The sequence below is a fragment of the Microbacterium album genome (assembly GCF_014643695.1).
In the GTDB taxonomy this organism is placed as follows: Bacteria; Actinomycetota; Actinomycetes; order Actinomycetales; family Microbacteriaceae; genus Microbacterium; species Microbacterium album.
In genome coordinates this window covers 160395-177054 of sequence record NZ_BMJY01000006.1, presented here as the reverse complement: position 1 = coordinate 177054, position 16660 = coordinate 160395, and the positions used below count along the sequence as shown (strand labels likewise).

General features: G+C 71.1%; 13 protein-coding genes and 1 tRNA gene. 7 read left to right on the top strand and 7 right to left on the bottom strand.

What is annotated here, in order from left to right; genetic code table 11:
- The coding region (locus IEX37_RS09325) for a GEVED domain-containing protein (protein WP_229663182.1) at nucleotides 1-5153 on the bottom strand (5153 nt) is incomplete at its 3' end.
- Between the two features lie 349 nt (nucleotides 5154-5502).
- A complete protein-coding gene (locus tag IEX37_RS09320) occupies nucleotides 5503-7116 on the bottom strand; it encodes a helix-turn-helix transcriptional regulator (RefSeq protein WP_229663181.1) in 1614 nt (537 codons plus the stop codon).
- 183 nt (nucleotides 7117-7299) lie between these two features.
- Between IEX37_RS09320 and IEX37_RS09315 the strand changes: the two genes are divergently transcribed.
- Both IEX37_RS09315 and IEX37_RS09310 read left to right on the top strand, forming a co-directional pair.
- Entirely contained in the window at nucleotides 7300-8676 is a 1377-nt protein-coding gene (locus IEX37_RS09315; protein WP_188755983.1) for an AAA family ATPase, read from the top strand.
- 153 nt (nucleotides 8677-8829) lie between these two features.
- Complete coding sequence (locus tag IEX37_RS09310) at nucleotides 8830-10023, top strand: helix-turn-helix domain-containing protein (protein WP_229663185.1); 1194 nt, start codon at nucleotides 8830-8832, stop codon at nucleotides 10021-10023.
- Nucleotides 10024-10223: 200 nt separating this feature from the next.
- Here IEX37_RS09310 and IEX37_RS09305 read toward each other — a convergent pair whose 3' ends face one another.
- Nucleotides 10224-10718 (bottom strand): hypothetical protein, encoded by a 495-nt coding sequence (locus IEX37_RS09305; RefSeq protein ID WP_188755981.1) that lies wholly within the window; start codon nucleotides 10716-10718, stop codon nucleotides 10224-10226.
- A gap of 258 nt (nucleotides 10719-10976) precedes the next feature.
- Here IEX37_RS09305 and IEX37_RS09300 point away from each other — a divergent pair, with 258 nt between their 5' ends.
- Both IEX37_RS09300 and IEX37_RS09295 read left to right on the top strand, forming a co-directional pair.
- Complete coding sequence (locus IEX37_RS09300) at nucleotides 10977-11528, top strand: hypothetical protein (protein ID WP_188755980.1); 552 nt, start codon at nucleotides 10977-10979, stop codon at nucleotides 11526-11528.
- Entirely contained in the window at nucleotides 11525-12139 is a 615-nt protein-coding gene (locus tag IEX37_RS09295; protein ID WP_188755979.1) for an RES family NAD+ phosphorylase, read from the top strand. Before IEX37_RS09300 ends, IEX37_RS09295 begins: the two co-directional genes overlap by 4 nt.
- 160 nt (nucleotides 12140-12299) lie before the next feature.
- On the opposite strand, the gene IEX37_RS09290 is transcribed toward IEX37_RS09295, so the two are convergent.
- From IEX37_RS09290 to galU, 4 genes are all read right to left on the bottom strand, one after another.
- A tRNA-Ala gene (locus IEX37_RS09290) sits at nucleotides 12300-12372 on the bottom strand.
- A gap of 67 nt (nucleotides 12373-12439) precedes the next feature.
- Nucleotides 12440-13372, bottom strand: a complete 933-nt coding sequence (locus IEX37_RS09285; protein ID WP_188755978.1) for a hypothetical protein — start codon at nucleotides 13370-13372, stop codon at nucleotides 12440-12442.
- 133 nt (nucleotides 13373-13505) lie between these two features.
- Nucleotides 13506-14135 carry a GNAT family N-acetyltransferase gene (locus IEX37_RS09280; RefSeq protein WP_188755977.1) on the bottom strand — a complete coding sequence of 210 codons (630 nt, stop codon included), beginning with the start codon at nucleotides 14133-14135 and terminating at the stop codon, nucleotides 13506-13508.
- 54 nt (nucleotides 14136-14189) lie between these two features.
- Nucleotides 14190-15092 (bottom strand): UTP--glucose-1-phosphate uridylyltransferase GalU, encoded by a 903-nt coding sequence (galU, locus tag IEX37_RS09275; RefSeq protein WP_188755976.1) that lies wholly within the window; start codon nucleotides 15090-15092, stop codon nucleotides 14190-14192.
- 72 nt (nucleotides 15093-15164) lie between these two features.
- Here galU and IEX37_RS09270 point away from each other — a divergent pair, with 72 nt between their 5' ends.
- Genes IEX37_RS09270 through mscL form a run of 3 tightly spaced genes read left to right on the top strand, consistent with a single transcriptional unit; the run spans nucleotide 15165 to nucleotide 16603 of the window.
- Nucleotides 15165-15758, top strand: a complete 594-nt coding sequence (locus IEX37_RS09270) for a 5-formyltetrahydrofolate cyclo-ligase (RefSeq protein WP_188755975.1) — start codon at nucleotides 15165-15167, stop codon at nucleotides 15756-15758.
- Nucleotides 15759-15784: 26 nt separating this feature from the next.
- Nucleotides 15785-16126: an FmdB family zinc ribbon protein gene (locus tag IEX37_RS09265; protein WP_188755974.1), complete on the top strand. Its 342-nt coding sequence runs from the start codon at nucleotides 15785-15787 to the stop codon at nucleotides 16124-16126.
- Between the two features lie 48 nt (nucleotides 16127-16174).
- Complete coding sequence (mscL, locus tag IEX37_RS09260; RefSeq protein WP_188755973.1) at nucleotides 16175-16603, top strand: large conductance mechanosensitive channel protein MscL; 429 nt, start codon at nucleotides 16175-16177, stop codon at nucleotides 16601-16603.
- Nucleotides 16604-16660: the final 57 nt, after the last annotated feature.

The following is a 16660-nucleotide window of genomic DNA, read 5'->3' as shown; positions in this document are numbered from 1 at the left end:
GTCGGCGACGGGTCGGTCACCTCACCGCCGTAGATGCGGAACCGGGCATACGTGTCGGCGCCGGTCTGGACCTCCCCGAACGTGACCTGGTAATCGGCGGTCCCGGTACCGGCGGGCACCGTCACCATCACCCGCTCGCCGTCCTCGAACGTGCCATTGCCGTCGAGGTCCATCCACGCGGCCAGCGTCACATCCACATCCGAATCGTTCGTCGCCGTCACCGTCACCTCGGTCGTGCGACCCTGCGTCGCCACGATCGGCTGGGCCACGCCATCCTCATCGTTCGGCGTACCGTTCAGGTCATCCCCGTCCGCACCCGGGCTGGGCTGACCATCCGGCTCCGTGTCACGCTCGACGCCCAGCGTCGGGCCCACCGCGATGTGCGCGGCACCATCAGCGGCGATCGTCGTGCCGTACGAATCGGGCGCATCCCCGAACTCACAGACCGGCGTGAACGAGATATCGTCGATGGCCAGGTCGTTGCCCGCCAGCCCGGGCACGTTGTTCACCATCTCGAGGCGCACCGTCTGCTGCGTCGCGACGAACTCCAGGCCGTACTCTGACCACTGCAGCGTAGGCGTGTGCGGCATGGGACCGGTCTCCGCCGACGCCAACTCCCGACCCGAGGCCGGGTCGACGACCCGGAACGTGACATCGGGCTCGATGAATCCGGCCAAGGGCAGGACGTTCGCGAACCAGGCCGAGAAGTTGTACGTGCCGCCGGGCGCGAGCCCTGTGAAGGTGCGCTGGAAGAAGAGCCTCGGCTCGTCGGCCGCGTTGACGACCATCATCCTGCCGTCCGTGTCGCCCGGGGTCCGGTCCTCGCCGACGTGCCAGTTCACGTGCGCCAGATGGGGACTGCTGACGATCGCGTACTCGTCCTCATCGATCATTCCGGAGGGCTTGGGCGCCCCGACATACGTATAGCCGGTCTGCCCCGTCGGCAGCTCAGGCCCGTAGCCCGTGCCGGTGCCGAACGTCTCGACGAACGGCGTCGCGCACGACAGCGGCATCGACGTCGCCACCTGCGCGAGGTGGTCCTCCACCTCGCCGTCGGACGCTGCGCCGAGCGCACGCTCGTCGACGTCGGGAGTCGCCGGGTCGTCCACGAGCACATCGCTCGTGAGCCGCAGCCGGATGACCGGCGTCGTGCCGTCGACCGTGGCCGGGATCCCGACGAACGGAAGCTCGACGCTGGTCGCCCCATCGGGCACGGTCACCGACGCGAACTCCGACGCCTCGAAACGCCCGCTTCCGTTCGAATCGATCCAGCCGTACAGCGTCGCCGGCTGCCCCGTCGTGTTGGTCACGGGCACCGTCAGCGTCACACTCGTCGCCCCCGGGTTCAGCACGACCCGGCTCGAGAACGCGTCCTCGTCGTCGATGCCGTTGATGTCATCGCCGTCGGCACCTGGCGTGGGCTGACCGTCGGGCTCGGCATCGATCTCGGCCCCGAGGCGCAGACCGTCGACGATGATGTGGCGGGCGCCATCGGCAGCCCGCGTGGTGCCGTAACTGTCGGGGGCGTCACCGAAGTCGTACTCGACGGGAACCGGGCACCCGGTCACGGTCTGCGGGAGGCCGAAGCGGCTCGCGGCACCTGCCGGCAGCGGGAACCCGCCGGTGACGAGCTGCGGATCGGCTGCGTCGTTGGGCGCGTTCACCACGCTGAGCGCAGTCGCCGTGTTGTTGGCGACGTACATTCTGCCGTCGGGACCGCGCCGGATCTGGCCGCCGGTCGTGCCGATGCTGCCGACGTTGCGCTCGGTCGCCTTCACCTCGGCGCCAGACGTCGCTCCCTGGAGGTCGTAGCGGTAAAGCTGGCCCCCACCGAAGATCTTGGTCGCATAGACGAACCGCCCGTCAGGCGAGAACTCGGCGTTGTACCCCATGCCACCCGAGCCCTGAGCAGTCGGCAATGACCACGACATCTCCTGCGCGAACCGGCCGGTCTCAGCGTTGAAGCGCAGCACACGCACGATGCTCGGCTGCGTACCCGCACTTCCGCCTGCTCCGGAGGTGATGCCTGCAGACAGGGCGACCACTCGGGAGTAATCAGCGCTGAACGCGAGCGATCCATAGCCGTTGAAGTTGTTCGAGGGCATGACACTCACAACGGGCTCTCCGCTCACCGGCCCATCCGCGTCAAATTCATAGGCGAGAATGTTCGGCGAGTTGTTCGTGTAGGTGAGCACCCAGAAGCCGGTTCCATCCGCATTCGGCACCGCAGTGATCGCCTCCGACGCCGTGCCGGGCGCGCCCAGCGGCACGTTCTTGACGTCGGTCACGTCACCCAGTCCGCCCCGGGCGGTCATATCGACAACCGAGTACCGCAGGTCTCCGTTCGGACCGGCGCCGACATCGGTGCTCGTGGTGACGACGAAGTAGCGTCCGGACGCGCCCAGCGCGGGGAACGCGGCGACCGTCTGGGTGGCCGAAGGGTTCCCCAGCAGCCCTGTGCCGTTAGGCATCGGGTTGCCCTCGCGATCGAACACCGACTGGCCATTGCTCCAGAACTGCAGGTCGCCGGCGCTGTCCGTGACGACGGTCGAGCCCTCCATGGTGGTCTGATTCCCCAGGAATGCAGTCGCAGTCGTTCCGGACGTTCCGAAGTCGATCGCGCCGTTCTGCCCGAAGAACCAGAATCGTTCGGTCGCGCGGATCTGATCGGGAACGCACACGGCCGGAAGCGGCGCGTCAACGACGGTCACCGGGTAGTCTTCGACCTCACCCGCGCTGGCCGCACCGGTCGGAAGGGCAGCCGCCGCGGCGATGTCACCGGGGAAGAGACGGAAACGTGCATACGTCTCCGTCACATCCGCCGCAGTCGCGGGAAACACCAGCTGGTAGTCCGCGGTACCGGAGCTCGCCGGCACGCTCAGAACCACTCGCTCCGCCGCATCGAAGGTGCCGTTCCCGTCGAGGTCGATCCAGCCGGCCAGCGTCGCCGGCTCGGCCGTGTTGTTCGTCGCCGACACCGTCACCGTCGTCGGCTCGACCCGGACCACACGGATCGGGTCGGCCACGCCGTCCTCGTCGTTGATGCCGTTGTTGTCGTCGCCATCCGCACCCGGGGTCGGCTGACCGTCGGTCTCGGAGTCGATGAGCGAGCCAAGCATGAGCGGCGCGGTGTTCGTCACGGGGTCGTAACCGGGAATGCTGTGGCGCGGGCCGTCGTTCGCCAGGGTCGTGCCGTAGCTGTCCGGCGCGTCGCCGAAGTCGATCGGCAGCGGAGAGTTGAAGCACCGCGCACCGTCGTTCAGGCCGGACGCCGGTCCCTCGGCGAAGAACTCCGCCTCGGCAGTGGCCATGTCGATGCGCCAGATGCCGCCCGTGGTGTTGTCCGCACCGTAGAGGAACCCATCAGGATCGGAGTAGACAGCGCCGAAGGCGGTTGCGAACTGCCCGTCCGGGTGCTGGAGAGCGCCGAGCGCGCCCACGACCGAGGACGTGTGCGACTCGGTATCGAAGCGCACCAGAGAGAACTGGCGCGGGCTGGTCGCCGGCGCGTTCATCGCGACGAAGTACAGATCCCCGTCGTCGACGTTGAAGCCCCAATCCCAGCCGATCTGCAGGCCCGCCGGCATGGAGACCGGGCCGGCGGCGAGGACCTGCATGTAGGTCGGAGACGACGGGTCGCTGAGGTCGATCTCCGCCCAGTTCGCCGAGGTGCTGATCCAGAGGTGGCCTTCGGCGTCGAAGTCACCGATGTGGGCCGTCCCGGTCCAGGCCGCGGGTATGCCCGGGAAGCCGGTCCAGTTGCTCGGCATTCCGAGGTCTGACGTCGTCCCGTCGGCCCCGATCCGCTTGATCGTCGGGTCACCGGTGTAGCCGATGCCGTACAGATAGTTGTCGATGGGGTTGTAGCCCACCGCGTTGATGTTGCGGGCATCGATAGCCGTGCCAGTCTGCTCGTACGCCCCGGTAACCAGGTCGACGCTATAGACGTCCGTCGGCTCCCGCTGGAACAGGAGGCCGGGAGCACCGGGCAGGCACGAGAACGTGTTCGGCGCCGGAACCTCGGTGACCGTGAGGGTGGTGTCGGCGTCCGGCACGAGGTTGGCGACCGAGGACTCCAGGTTATCGGTGCTGTTCCGGTAGCTGCCCGCGGCGTCGGCCGTGACGTTCACTGTGATCTCGCAGGTCGCGCCCGGCGCGACGGAGATGCCGCCCGCCGCGATGGTGGTCGCACCCTCGGCCAGCGGGTCGCCGGATCCGTTCGTGATCGTCGGCGTGCCACAGGAGCCGTTGTCGGTGGCGGTGCCGTCCGCGACGCGGAGGCCGCTCGGCAGGTTGTCCGTGAAGTCCAGCGGCGTGAGGGTCGGCTGCGTGGGCTCATCGGGGTTGCTGATCGTGAAGGTCAGCTCACTCGTGACACCGACCTGGACGCTGGCGGGGCTGAAGGCCTTCGTCAGCGGGGCGGTCGGGTACGACAGCGTGTAGCCCCACGAGTCGTTGCTGCCGATCTGCGGCAGCGTGCTGCCCGTGGTGTCGTTCACGAGGTTGAAACTCGAGATCGGGTCCGCCGACGTCAACCGGAAGGAGCCGCAGGCGCCGTTGGGGTTCGACCCGTCGTTCCCGGCGCATCCGACGTTGAGCGCCGGCTGGAGCACCGCGTTCAGCGTATTGCCGGACACCTCCATCGCGTTGTTCTTGGCGAGTTCGGTGAGCGAGAAGTCGCCCGTCACGTCGAGCCGGGACGCGTCCAGGTTGGTGACGTGGATCACCGGGGCGATCACCGGCGTGCTGAACTCGACGGTGGATGTTCTGGACCCGCCGCCCAGGTGGGGCCCCGCGCAGTTGTTGTCCGCGGAACGGGCTGCGGCGGGGGCATCGGGCTCGAGGAACTCGGGAACAGTGTTCACGCCGGCCGACCCGCTGCCGAACATCACGCAGGTCCCGGTGACGTCCGTCGTCTGCTCGGTCGCCGTCACCCCGCTGTCAAAGGTGAGCGTCCGGCTGGCGCCCACTCCGGTCCCCGTGACGGGCGACACGTCGGTGACCCACTGCTGCGAGGGCGCGACGGCGGCCGCCGCGGGTGTCGCCGGGGCCAGGGCCATGACGGCGCCGCCGGTGAGCAGGCCGCCCACCAGGGTGAGCGCGGCGAGAGCCGACGTGCTGCGCAGCGCCGACCGCTTCCCGGAAGCGGTCATGAAGGTCCGTCGCGCCACGCGCGGCTCGTACCGGCGCCTCATGCGTGCGTCCCGGTGACACAGGTGGATGCGCGGCCGCCAACGGTCATCTTCATCGTCTCCCTCAGAGCGTCCGAGCGGGCGATCGCTCGTCCGCACCTCAGGCTTAGTGGCGGGCCCGAGGGGGCGACAACGAACCTCACCCCGGGATCACCCGGGGGTGAGGTTGACCGCGTCGGGCGCGGCTCAGCGTCGGGGCGCGGCTCGAGCGTCGGCGAGGAGCGGCCGGGGAGGCGCGCTTCCGCCGCGCGACGGGCGACCCTCCGGAGGGGCTGCGCGTCAGGGGATCAGCGGGCTGAGCCGCGCTCGATCAGTCGACGCGCCGGTCGTCGGAGATGAGGTGCAGAGCGAGGGCGACCGCGACGGCGTCCTCACGACTGTTCACGCCGAGCTTCCGGTACACGCTCTTCAGCTGCGTCTTCACGGTGTTCGGCGAGACGTGCAGCGCCGCGGCGATGGCGGGCGCCGACGAGGTATGGACCAGCTCGGCGAGAACTTCCAGCTCGCGCCGGGTCAGCCCCGGCTGCGATCCCATCGGGGCGAGCACCGAGCGCAACGGCACGGCCCGCACCAGCTCGCCGTACCCCGCCGCGTCCAGCGCTGCGATGACGCGCTCGAGGTCGTCGGCCGGGATCAGCGCCAGCGGCAGGCGCTGTCGCGTGGACGTCAGCAGCGCGCCGAGCTGCTGGCTGAGGTGCGGCGCGCGCACGCTGTGCGGCAGCCGCAGGTGCACGGCGGTCTCGATGGCGAGCGCCTCGGCGCGCAGGCGCGCCGAGAGGTGCGCGCCCGCGAGCGCCCGCACCTCCGCGAGCGCGGAGCCGTTGCGTCCCATCACCAGGTCGATGCGCGCGCGGTGCACGCGCACGTCGGCTCCGCGACCGCCGTCGTGGCGAAGGAGCGCGGCCGCCGCGTCGACGTTCCCGAGGGCGAGCTGCACGAGGACCCGCGCGCCGCAGAGCTGGCGCCGCGCGACGCGGGAGCGCGCCTCGGCGCCCCGGGCCGCCACGATCTCCTCCAGGCGGGCGAGGGCATCCCCGGGGCGTCCGGCCACCAGGCCGGTCCACGCCTCGATCTGCGCGATCGCGGCCCAGTGCTCGATGGTCCGGCGGTCGTGCACCATGGCGCCGAGGTGCTGCCGGGCGGTCTCGGCGTCGAACCGCTCGAGCGCCGCGACCGCCTCTGCCACGCGATAGAAGGTGCCGGCGTACATGCTGCGCTGGAGGTCGGTCCAGCCCCCGGTGCGGGCGTACTCGAGGTGCGCCTCGGCCTCCGGAAGGTCGCCCCGCAGCGCGTGGAGACCGGCGAGCATGGCGAGGTTCCCGAACCCGGGCGACGGCGAATCGGGCGGCCCCTCCGCCAGTCCGCGCTCGTACGCGGCCATTGCCTCCTCCACACGGCCGGCCGCGTGGAGCGTGGTGCCGAGGTGGGCGTAGACGCGCGTGAGCTGGCCGATCTTCGCGCGGCCGGTCTCGTCCAGATCGTCCAGCATGCGCAGCGCCTCGCGGGCCGCGGGCACCCCTCGGTCGGACAGGCCGAGCAGGCGGAACGCGACGGCCTCGCCCGTACGGATGAGCGCACGATCGACCATGTCCACTTCGCGGTTTTCGCTCCGCGCGGCACGCACCGCCGTCACCAGCAGCCGCAGCGCGCGGCCGCGCTGGAACGGCGAGACGAAATATGTCAGGCCGAGAAACGTGGCCAGCAGCGGCTGCGCCATCACGATCTGTGTGGGCACCGTGCTCAGAATCTGCTGCGTCGCCGGCTGCTGCCCGAGCAGCTCAAACCACCCCCGGCAGATCACGTCCACCGCGGCGCGGTAGTCCCCGGCGCTCACGGCGGCTCGGAGGGATTCGACGTGCCGCTCGCCCTCCCGAGCGATCCGGATCAACACCTCCGGCGTCGCATTGTCAACGCTGTTGGGCACCGGGGGTTCCTCCATCGCGGCATCGTGCTCGTCCATCGCCGTTCGCCCCGGCCGCTCCGCCAAGCGGAACACCGGAACGTCGGCATATCGGTCAGATTACGGTCACACCATATGCCGTCGGACACCTGCGGCACCAAATCCGGCGCCCGACACGCGCGGCCGGGGCGGCGATATCTTGTTGCCGTGCCCTTCGTATCCTCGGGAGTGTTCGTCGGTAGGGAAGCCGAAGTCGCCCGCGTCACGGATGCGCTGCACGGCGCGCTCACGCCCGATCTGCCGACGTCGGCCTGCATCGTGGTGGGTGAGGGCGGCTTCGGCAAATCCGCGTTGCTCGACGCCACGATCTCCCGGCTCACCGCGGCCCTGCCGCATGCAGTCCTGTGGGCGGCGGGTGATCCCGCGGAGACGAACCTGGATTACGGCGTGGCCGATCAGCTCATGCGGTCGGCGCGTCCGGTGGCTGCGCGCACGCCGCGCTTCGCCCGCGACGCCGAACCGATCGAACTCGGCGCGCAGCTGCTGCGGCTGGCCGACGAGGTGGGCCGCGCACAGCGGCTGCTGTTCGTGATCGACGACGCGCACGCGGCGGATGAGCCCTCGTTGCAGGCGCTCGCGTTCGCCACGCGGCGGTTGAAGGCGGATCAGGCGGCACTGCTCATCGCGACACGGCCCGCGGGCGTGCGGCGGCTGCCGCAGGCGCTCATGCGGCTCAGCGAGGATCGCCTGGTCACGCTCGCGCCGTTCACGGAGCACGACGTGGGAGAACTCGTGCGGGCCGTGCACGGCGCGGAGGTCGAGCCGCAGGCCGCGCAGCGCGTCTTCCGCCACACCCGCGGCCACCCGCTCCTCACCCGCGTGCTGCTCGATGCCCTCACGGCGAGCGACCTGCGCGACGACGAGTCGCCACTGCCCTCGTCGCTGGATCAGCTGGCCGTGGACCGCCTGGTGCGCTGCTCCGCGCGAGCACGGCGCCTTCTCGAGGCTCTCGCGGTGCTCGCCGCGCCCAGTCCGGTCGGCGTGGCCGCGGGGCTCGCGGGCATACAGGACCCGATGCCCGCGGTGACGGAGCTGGGCGATGCCGGGCTCGTCGACGTCGAACGATCCCCGAGCGGCACGACGCTCATCATCCGGCACCGCCTCATCCAGGAGGCGCTCTACGCGGCCCTGCCGCCGGACGATCGGATCGCCCTGCATGCGGGCGCGGCGGGGGTCACCGCGGGAACCGCGGCGCTCGGGCATCGCGTGGCCGCCACGACAGGCGAGGACCCCGGGCTCATCGACGCGCTCACCGCGCAGGCCGAGGCGGACGAGCGGCGCGGCGCGCGCAGGGCCGCGGCCGAGCTGCTCTTCACCGCTGCCGACCTTCCCGGCGCCCCGCATCGGCATGAGCTGATCCTGCGCGCGGCGGACCACCTGGTCTCCGCCGGCAAGATCGCCGACGCGCGGCTGAACGTCCTGGCCGCGTTGCCGGACAGCGCTCTGCGCAGCTCGGTGCTGGGTCGCGCCAAGATGGCGGAGGGATCCTTCGATGAGGCGCGGGGGCTCCTCCAGCAGGCGTGAGAGCTCGCCGGGGCGCAGGAGGCCGCGGCGACCACCACCGCGGGCATCGCCGAGAGCCTCGCCGTTCTCGCGCTGAACGACCTCGACCCCGCCGCCGTCCTGATGTGGGGGGACAGACTCGCGGCGACGGGCGCACCGGGAATGCCGGTGACCATGCTGTGCCACGGCCTCGCGCTGCTGAACCGGTTCGAGGAGGCGCGCCTGCGCGCCGAGGCAACACTCGCGACCGTGCACCCGTCGCGGCACCATCTCGCGGATGCGCGGCTGGCGCGGGGCATCGCCTGCGCGTGGTCCAACCGGCTGGATGACGCTCGCCGGGACCTGTCCGCCGTGCTGGGCGCCTCCCAGGAGCGGTCGCTGATGCAGGCCGTGACCGCGCGGGCGCATCTGGCCGACGTGCACCTGCGCGACGGCCGACTCGCCGACGCGAGCGATGTGGCGGACGAGGCGATCGACCTCCTCGAGGACAGCCACGCCGTCTGGCTCACGCCGCTTCCGCACAGCGTCGCGGCGTATGCCTTGGCCGAGGCCGGCGAGTTCGACCGCGCCGAGCTGCACGCCCGGATCGCCTCGGACTCGGCGGCCGCGATCCAGAACGCGCCGGCGATGATCTGGGCCGAGGCGGCGTGGCTACGGCTGGCGGACGCGCGGGCCGACGATGCGCAGGTCGTGCGCACCGGAGACCGCATGCTCGCCGCGCGGCTCGACGCGGTCGCCGAGGGCGTGAACCACTGGCGTGCGAGCTACGCCGAGGCGCTCGCGCGGGTCGACCGCCCGGACGACGCGGCGGCCGTCCTCGAGGCGCTCGAGCACCAGCTCGCCCAGGCGGGCGACCACTCGATCCAGTGCGAGATCGCCCGCGCTCGTGCCGTGCTCGCCGCCCGCCAGGGCGACGCGGAGGGAGCCGAGTCCGCGATCGATCAGGGCCTCGCCCTCGACCCCGAACTGTCCCGCCCGCTGCCCCGCGCGCGCCTGGAACTCACCGCCGGCTCCCACCTCCGCCGCCTCGGACGGCGCTCGACCGCGGCCGAGCTGCTGCGGAGCGCCGAGCAGCGGCTCCGTCGCATCGGAGCGACACCGTGGCTCGAGCGGTGCACGCGGGAGCTCGACGCGTGCGGTCTGCGCCCCGCGAGACGGTCGGGGCCGGCATCCGAGGCGAGCCTGACCAGCCATGAGCGCCGCGTCGCGCATCTCGTCTCCGAGGGGCGCACCAACCGCCAGGTCGCGGACGAGCTGTACGTGAGCATCAAGACCGTGGAGAGCCACCTGTCCCGCATCTACACCAAGCTCGGCGTGCGCAGCCGCCTCCAGATGGCGGCCGCGCTGCGCGCCGCTCAGGACGGTTAATCCTGCTTCCCTCCCGCGCGCCGGGGCCTCGCTGGAATCAGACCAGCTCGCGGGCGAGGTACCGGGCCAGGTACCGGGGCGTCTCGTCGTTCGTCATCGTGTACCGGAAGCGCCCGCCGACGGACCGCCGCCGCTGTCAACGAGGCCGTCGGCTACGGGCCCGTCGCTCAGGCGAAGGGGGCGGCCTCGCGGACGGGGGGTCACTCCAAACCGAAGTCGAGCGTGCCGGGGGTCTCGCACGCGGTGAACAGACGCTCGGACGCGCCGGCCGCCTGCTCCCCCTGTGACTGCGCCCACTGGGCGATCCCCATCCAGTCCTGCGCGAGCTGGAGCTCGGAGATCTCCGCGTACAGCTCCCGCACGGTGACGAAGTCGTCGTGCAGCTCCGCGGGCGCGGGGGCATCGATCCCCGCGAACGCCTCGTTCGTCGCGCTCAGCAGCTCCGGGACGCTGCCGTGCTCGCGGTTGTTGACGGCGACCGCGTCGTTGAACTGCTCGCAGAAGCGGTCGTCGCCTCCGCCGGCAGGCGCGCTCGGCTCGGCGGACGGCGCGCTCGCGTCGGTGGACGGCGCGAGGGCCGAGGCTTCGGGATCCGGCTGACCGGGCACATCGTCGGGCCCGGCCGCCGGGGCCCCGCATGCCGTCAGGGTGACGGCGGTGAGAATCGCTGTGAGCGTGAGCAGGACACGACGCATGATGATCCGATCGACCGGAACTGCAGCGGGACACCGACAGGGTGCCACCGACCACCGCCCCGCCGCAAGAGCCCTCGCACCGCCGCGCCGTGTCGGTCGCACTCGTCGAGGAGTCGGGCACCGCCACCATCCGCCACACGCCTCGCTGAACGTCGGCGCAGCACGTAAGGCACATTCGGTTGACATGGTGAACATCGGAGTCGATACTGGTAGACACGGTAGACACCGCAGCAGACTCGGCGAATCGGAGGTGGGAGGATGGCCATCGCGCCTCTGGATGCCCAGCACAAGCGGTCGCAGGAACGCGCTGCCGAGAGCATCACGAACGAACTGCGCAAGCGTCTGCTCGACCTCGTCGATCACGGCGTGCAGCTGACGGCGCTCGGGAACCCTGAGGCAGTCGCCGGCGCCCTGGTGGACAAGCTCCCTGTCGCAGTGAACCCGTGGCGTGACGTCGTCGGTCCCTGCTACACCAGCGGTGCGCTCCAGCGGGAGATCAACCGCGGCCGCGGCGCGGTCTCCAAGGCCGTGCACGAGCTGCGCGCACTGCGCCTGGTGACAGCCGACCACCAAACGGTGTATCCGGCCTTCCAGGTGCATGGCGGCGCCCTCGTGCCGGGGCTCAGGGACGTGCTTCTCGCGCTTCGCGAGGGAATCGACGACCCGTGGACGTGGGCGCAGTGGCTGAACGCGAGCCGCCCTGCGCAGGACGACACTGTGCCCCGCCGTCACATCGACGACCTCATCGACGGCGACGTCGACCGTGTCGTGGCCGCAGCCAGGCAGACCGCCGCGGCCTGGGCCGCATGACCGCGAAGCAGCCCCTCCCCGACCCTGCGACCGACTACACCGGCTTCCCCGCGCACACCGTCCTCGCGGGCGAGGAGATGTACCGCGCCCACACCTCGGGCAAGGGCGCCTGGTGGTTCGACAACGGCACCGCGGGGCGCTTCAACCTTCACGGGCGACACGGCACGTGCTGCACGGCGACCAGCGTCGACACGGCCGTCCGCGAGAAGGTGCGCGACGAGGTGTTCGCCACAGGTGTCGTCTCTCGCGCCTTCGCGAACTCGTTCGCCGTCTCGACCGTGTCGGCGCCGCGCGATCATCGCTGCGCTGCCGTCAGCTCCACCGCGGCCGCCGGCTACCTGGTCGTCCGTGAACTGGTGACGATGGCGGACTACTCCGTGCCTCGGGCCTGGGCCGAGACTCTCCATCGGGCCGGATTCGATGGTGTGTTCTACGGGTCCGCGTACACCACGGGAGACGCGAGCGCCTACGCGCTCTTCGGCGACGCAGGAGAGCCGACCACCGCCGGCTTCACCGAGGCGCTCTCCCTCACGGGACCCGACGCGTGCACGAGCATCGGCATGAAGGTCGAAGGGCCTCCACCCGCTCACGCGCTGACCGTCATCTCGTAGGGCTCGAGGCGTTCAGCGCCGACGCCTGCAGACCGAGATCGGTCGACCTGCACGATCGCAGACGATCACGGAAGGAGCCCGGCCGATGGCCGGGCTCCTTCTCGTAACTGTCGTCTATGTCGCGACTCATCTGAGACACATGTCCCGACTCATCACACGGTGGACCCAGGGGGATTCGAACCCCCGACCTTCTCATTGCGAACGAGACGCGCTACCAACTGCGCCATGGGCCCGTGAACTCGGACTACATTACCAGACCGTGCGCGCGCTCCCGCACGCAGGCAGGTCCCGGGGCGGCAGTCAGCTCGCGGCGCGACGGGCGAGGAGCTGACGCACGTGCTCCTCGATCTCGCGGTCGTCGACGTAGCCCATGCGCGCGTACGGCGACTCGCCCGCCGCCGCAGAACTCGCCGTGGGGGATACCGCCGCGGGCCGGGCCGTCTCGATCGGGACCGGCGCGGGCTGGCGGCGCCGCTCCTGGGCCTCCAGCGCCTCGGCGCGCTCGCGCAGCGCCTCCTCGCGGGCCGCGCGGCGCAGCGCCTCGCGGGCCTCGTGCTCGGCCTGCGCGCTCTGGGCGCGGGAGCCCGACACCGCCGTGAGCGGGGCGGGAAGCTCGCGGGGCACCCACCCGCGATCGGCCTCGTCGATGAGCGCGACGGGAGCCCGGCGGGCCGGCGCGGCCACGGGCTCCGGCCGCGCGCGACGCGCGGCGCGCGCCTGCACCGCGGCCATCCGCTGGAGGGTCGCCATCCCGACGATCGCGACGGCGGCGCCCACGCTGAGCCACAGCGCACCGAGTCCGGCCACGAGCGCCCACGTCCCGAGCCCCGCCGCGGCGAGACCCGACGCGACGAGGGCCGTCGCGACCAGGCGCACGCGCCGGCGCGCCTTGGCCTGGCGCAAGGCGGGATCCAATCGGATCGCGGCGAGCTCCTGCCGCTTGCGCTCAAGGGCGAGCAGGTCCTGCTCGATCTGCAGGCGGCTGCGCTCCGCCTGCACCCGGCGGGCGAGCTTCTGCTTCGCCGCGGCCTCACGCGCCGTGAGCTCGACGCGCACCTCCTCGGGCGTCTCGCTCGTCTCTGCCAGGATGCGCAACGCCTGGTTCAGGCGCACCGCGTTGCGCTCGGCGGCGTTGAACCGCATCTTGCTCTGCCACGTCGGCAGCAGGTAGACGAGCCACAGCAGCACGATGACGGCGGCGATCACGCCCCCGCCCAGCAGCTGCCCGTCCATGCGAACCACGGTAGGCGACAGCCGGTCGCGGACCGGGCAGGTCGCGGCGTGTCGCGCGGCATCTTCAGCAACCCGCCCCTATAGCGGCTCGCCACCCGAGGCCTGCTACCCCAGGCCTGCTACCCCAGGCCTGCTACCCCACCATGCGATCCGACGGCGGGATGTCCGCGGCGTGCCGCGGCGCGTGCCCCGACACCCAGCGATGCAGCACGCCCTCGGGAACGTCCTCCGTGGTGAGAGCGAACGCATAGTGGTCGCGCCAGTCGCCGTCGATGTGGATGTAGCGACGACGCAGACCCTCGTACCGGAAGCCGAGCTTCTGCACGACCCGCAGGCTCGCGGCGTTCTCGGGGCGGATGCAGATCTCCATCCGGTGCAGCTGCAGCTCCGTGAAGCACAGGTCGGTCGCCAGCGCCACGGCCGTCGGCGTGATCCCCCGGCCCGCGAAGCGCTCGCTCACCCAGTACCCGATCGTCGCCGACGACAGCGATCCGCGCGCGATCCCCCACACGTTGAGCTGACCGGCGACCTCACCGTCGTACTCCATGACGAACGGCACGCCCGCGCCGTCGCGATAGTGCTGCAGCAGCCGCCGGATGCTGGTGCGCGTGTCGATGGGCGCGGGACCGCCCGGGTTCGTCGCCTCCCAGGGACGCAGCCACGACCGGTTCGAGACCAGCTCCTGCTGCAGGACGCGCGCATCCCGCTGCCGGACGAGCCGAATCGAGACCGGGCCATGCTGTCGCGGTGCCAAGCCGTCCATCCGGCTCCCCCGATCCGTCCCGATGCGTCCGCGCCCGGAACCCCTGATGTGCGGCTACAGCGTGGTCGCGAACTCCTTGAACCACGGGCGCAGCTCCGGCCCGAGGTCCGGGCGGTCGGCGGCGAGCCGCATGATCGCCTTGATGTAGTCGACTCTATCCCCGGTGTCGTAGCGACGGCCGCGGAACACGACGCCGAACACGCCGGGGCCTTCCGGATCGGCGGCGACCTCCTGCAGCGCATCCGTCAGCTGGATCTCGCCGCCCTTGCCGGGCTTGGTGCGCTCGAGCACGGGGAAGATGTCGGGAGTGAGCACGTAGCGGCCGATGATGGCGAGGTTGGACGGCGCGTCCTCCTTCGCGGGCTTCTCGACCAGGCCCTTCACCCTCACGACGCCGTCGGTGTCGGTCGGCTCCACGTCGGCGCAGCCGTACAGGTGGATGCTGTCGGGGTCGACCTCCATGAGCGCGATGACCATTGCGCCACGCTTGGCCTGCTCGGCGATCATCGTCGTCAGCAGCTCGTCGCGCTCGTCGATCAGGTCGTCGCCCAGCATGACCGCGAACGGGGAGTCGCCGACGTGCGCGTAAGCGCGCAGCACGGCGTGGCCGAGACCCTTCGGCTCGCCCTGACGCACGAAGTGGATGTCGGCCATGTCGCTCGACGCCTGCACGCGCTCGAGCCGGCCGTGGTCGCCCTTGTCGAGCAGCTTGGTCTCCAGCTCGGGGACCGAGTCGAAGTGGTTCGCGAGGGCGTTCTTGTTGCGCCCGATGATCATCAGCACGTCACGGATGCCGGCGGCGACGGCCTCCTCGACGACGTACTGGATCGCCGGCTTGTCGACCACGGGGAGCATCTCCTTCGGCGTCGCCTTCGTGGCCGGAAGGAACCGGGTCCCGAGACCGGCCGCGGGGATGACTGCCTTGATCTGCCCTGACTGCGTGGTCGCATCCTGCATGGTGACATCGTAGGCGATGCGAACGGGTGTCCCTGACCATGCCGCGCGCGCCGCCACCGTACAATCGGCGCCATGACGGACGCGCTCGATCAGGCCAAGCGTGCGCTGCGAGCGGAGCTCCGCGAGCGGCGCCAGCAGCTCTCCGACGCGCAGCGCGCCGCTGCGGCCGAGGGCGTGCGCGCGCAGCTCGACGCCCTCGTGACGGCGCGGGGGGCGCGCAGCGTATCGTGCTTCCTCTCCTCCCCCACCGAGCCGGGCACGCGCCCGTTCATCGAGGCGGCCATCGCGCGCGGGATCCGCGTGCTGCTGCCCATCACGCGCGAAGACGGGCTGCTCGACTGGACCGTCGCCTCACCGGGCGGCGAGGAGGTGGTCGGCGCCCTCGGCGTGCCCGAGGCGGTCGGCGAGGTGCTCGGCCCGATCGCCGTGAACGACGTCGATCTGATGATCATCCCCGCCGCGGCGATCGACCGCAGCGGCATGCGCCTGGGCTGGGGGCGCGGCTTCTACGACAAGACGCTCGGGTCGATGGACCGGCGTCCGCCCGTGTACGCGGTGATCTATGATTCGGAACTGGTCGACAGCCTGCCGCGGGACGTCCACGACCAGCCGGTCACCGGCGTCGTGACGCCCACGCGCACGCTGGATCTTCCGGCCGACACCTGATCCACCGTTCCACCACGCGAGGACGTATGCCCACCTATGCCTATGCCTGCAAGTCCTGCGGGCACCGCTTCGACGCCGTCCAGTCCTTCAGCGACCCGGCCCTGACCGACTGCCCCCAGTGCGACGGCGCGCTGCGCAAGGAGTACGGCTCGATCGGAGTGACGTTCAACGGCTCCGGCTTCTACCGCACCGACTCCCGTGCGGGATCGACGGGTTCCTCCGACTCGGGCGGCAGCGGCTCCGGCGGCAGCGGCTCGGGATCCGGCGGATCGGGCTCCGGCGGCTCCGGATCGAGCACGAGCAGTGGCGCGTCGTCGCCGGCTCCTGCATCATCGAAGGCGCAGACCGCGTCCGCTTCGGGCGCGTAACCAGGGGTATTCGCCGCCGGCACCCGGCGCCCGACAAGGAGACACCACATGGCCGAGAAGAAGGGCCTCGTCGCGGGCTTCAAGGAGTTCATCGCGCAGGGCAACGTGATCGACCTCGCGGTCGCGGTCGTCATCGGCGGCGCGTTCGGCGCGATCGTGAACGCGGTCGTCGAGAACGTCATCAACCCGCTGCTCGGCGCGTTCGTGCCGTCCGGCGACCTCTCGACCTGGGTCATCACGTTCCCGGGCCTGTTCGCCGAGGTGAACCTCCGGATCGGCGGCATCATCTCGGCCGTGATCAACTTCCTCGCGATCGCGCTCGTCGTCTACCTCGTGCTCGTACGCCCCTTCACGGCGCTGAAGGCGCGGATGGACGCCCGCCTCGGCGTGGAGAAGGAGACCGAGGCCCCCGCCCCCACCCAGGAGGAGCTGCTCGCCGAGATCCGCGACCTCCTCGCCAAGCAGCAGAAGGCCTAACGGGGGCCTCCCACCTCGGTTTCGACTACGCGGCTGCGCCGCTCCGCTCAACGACCG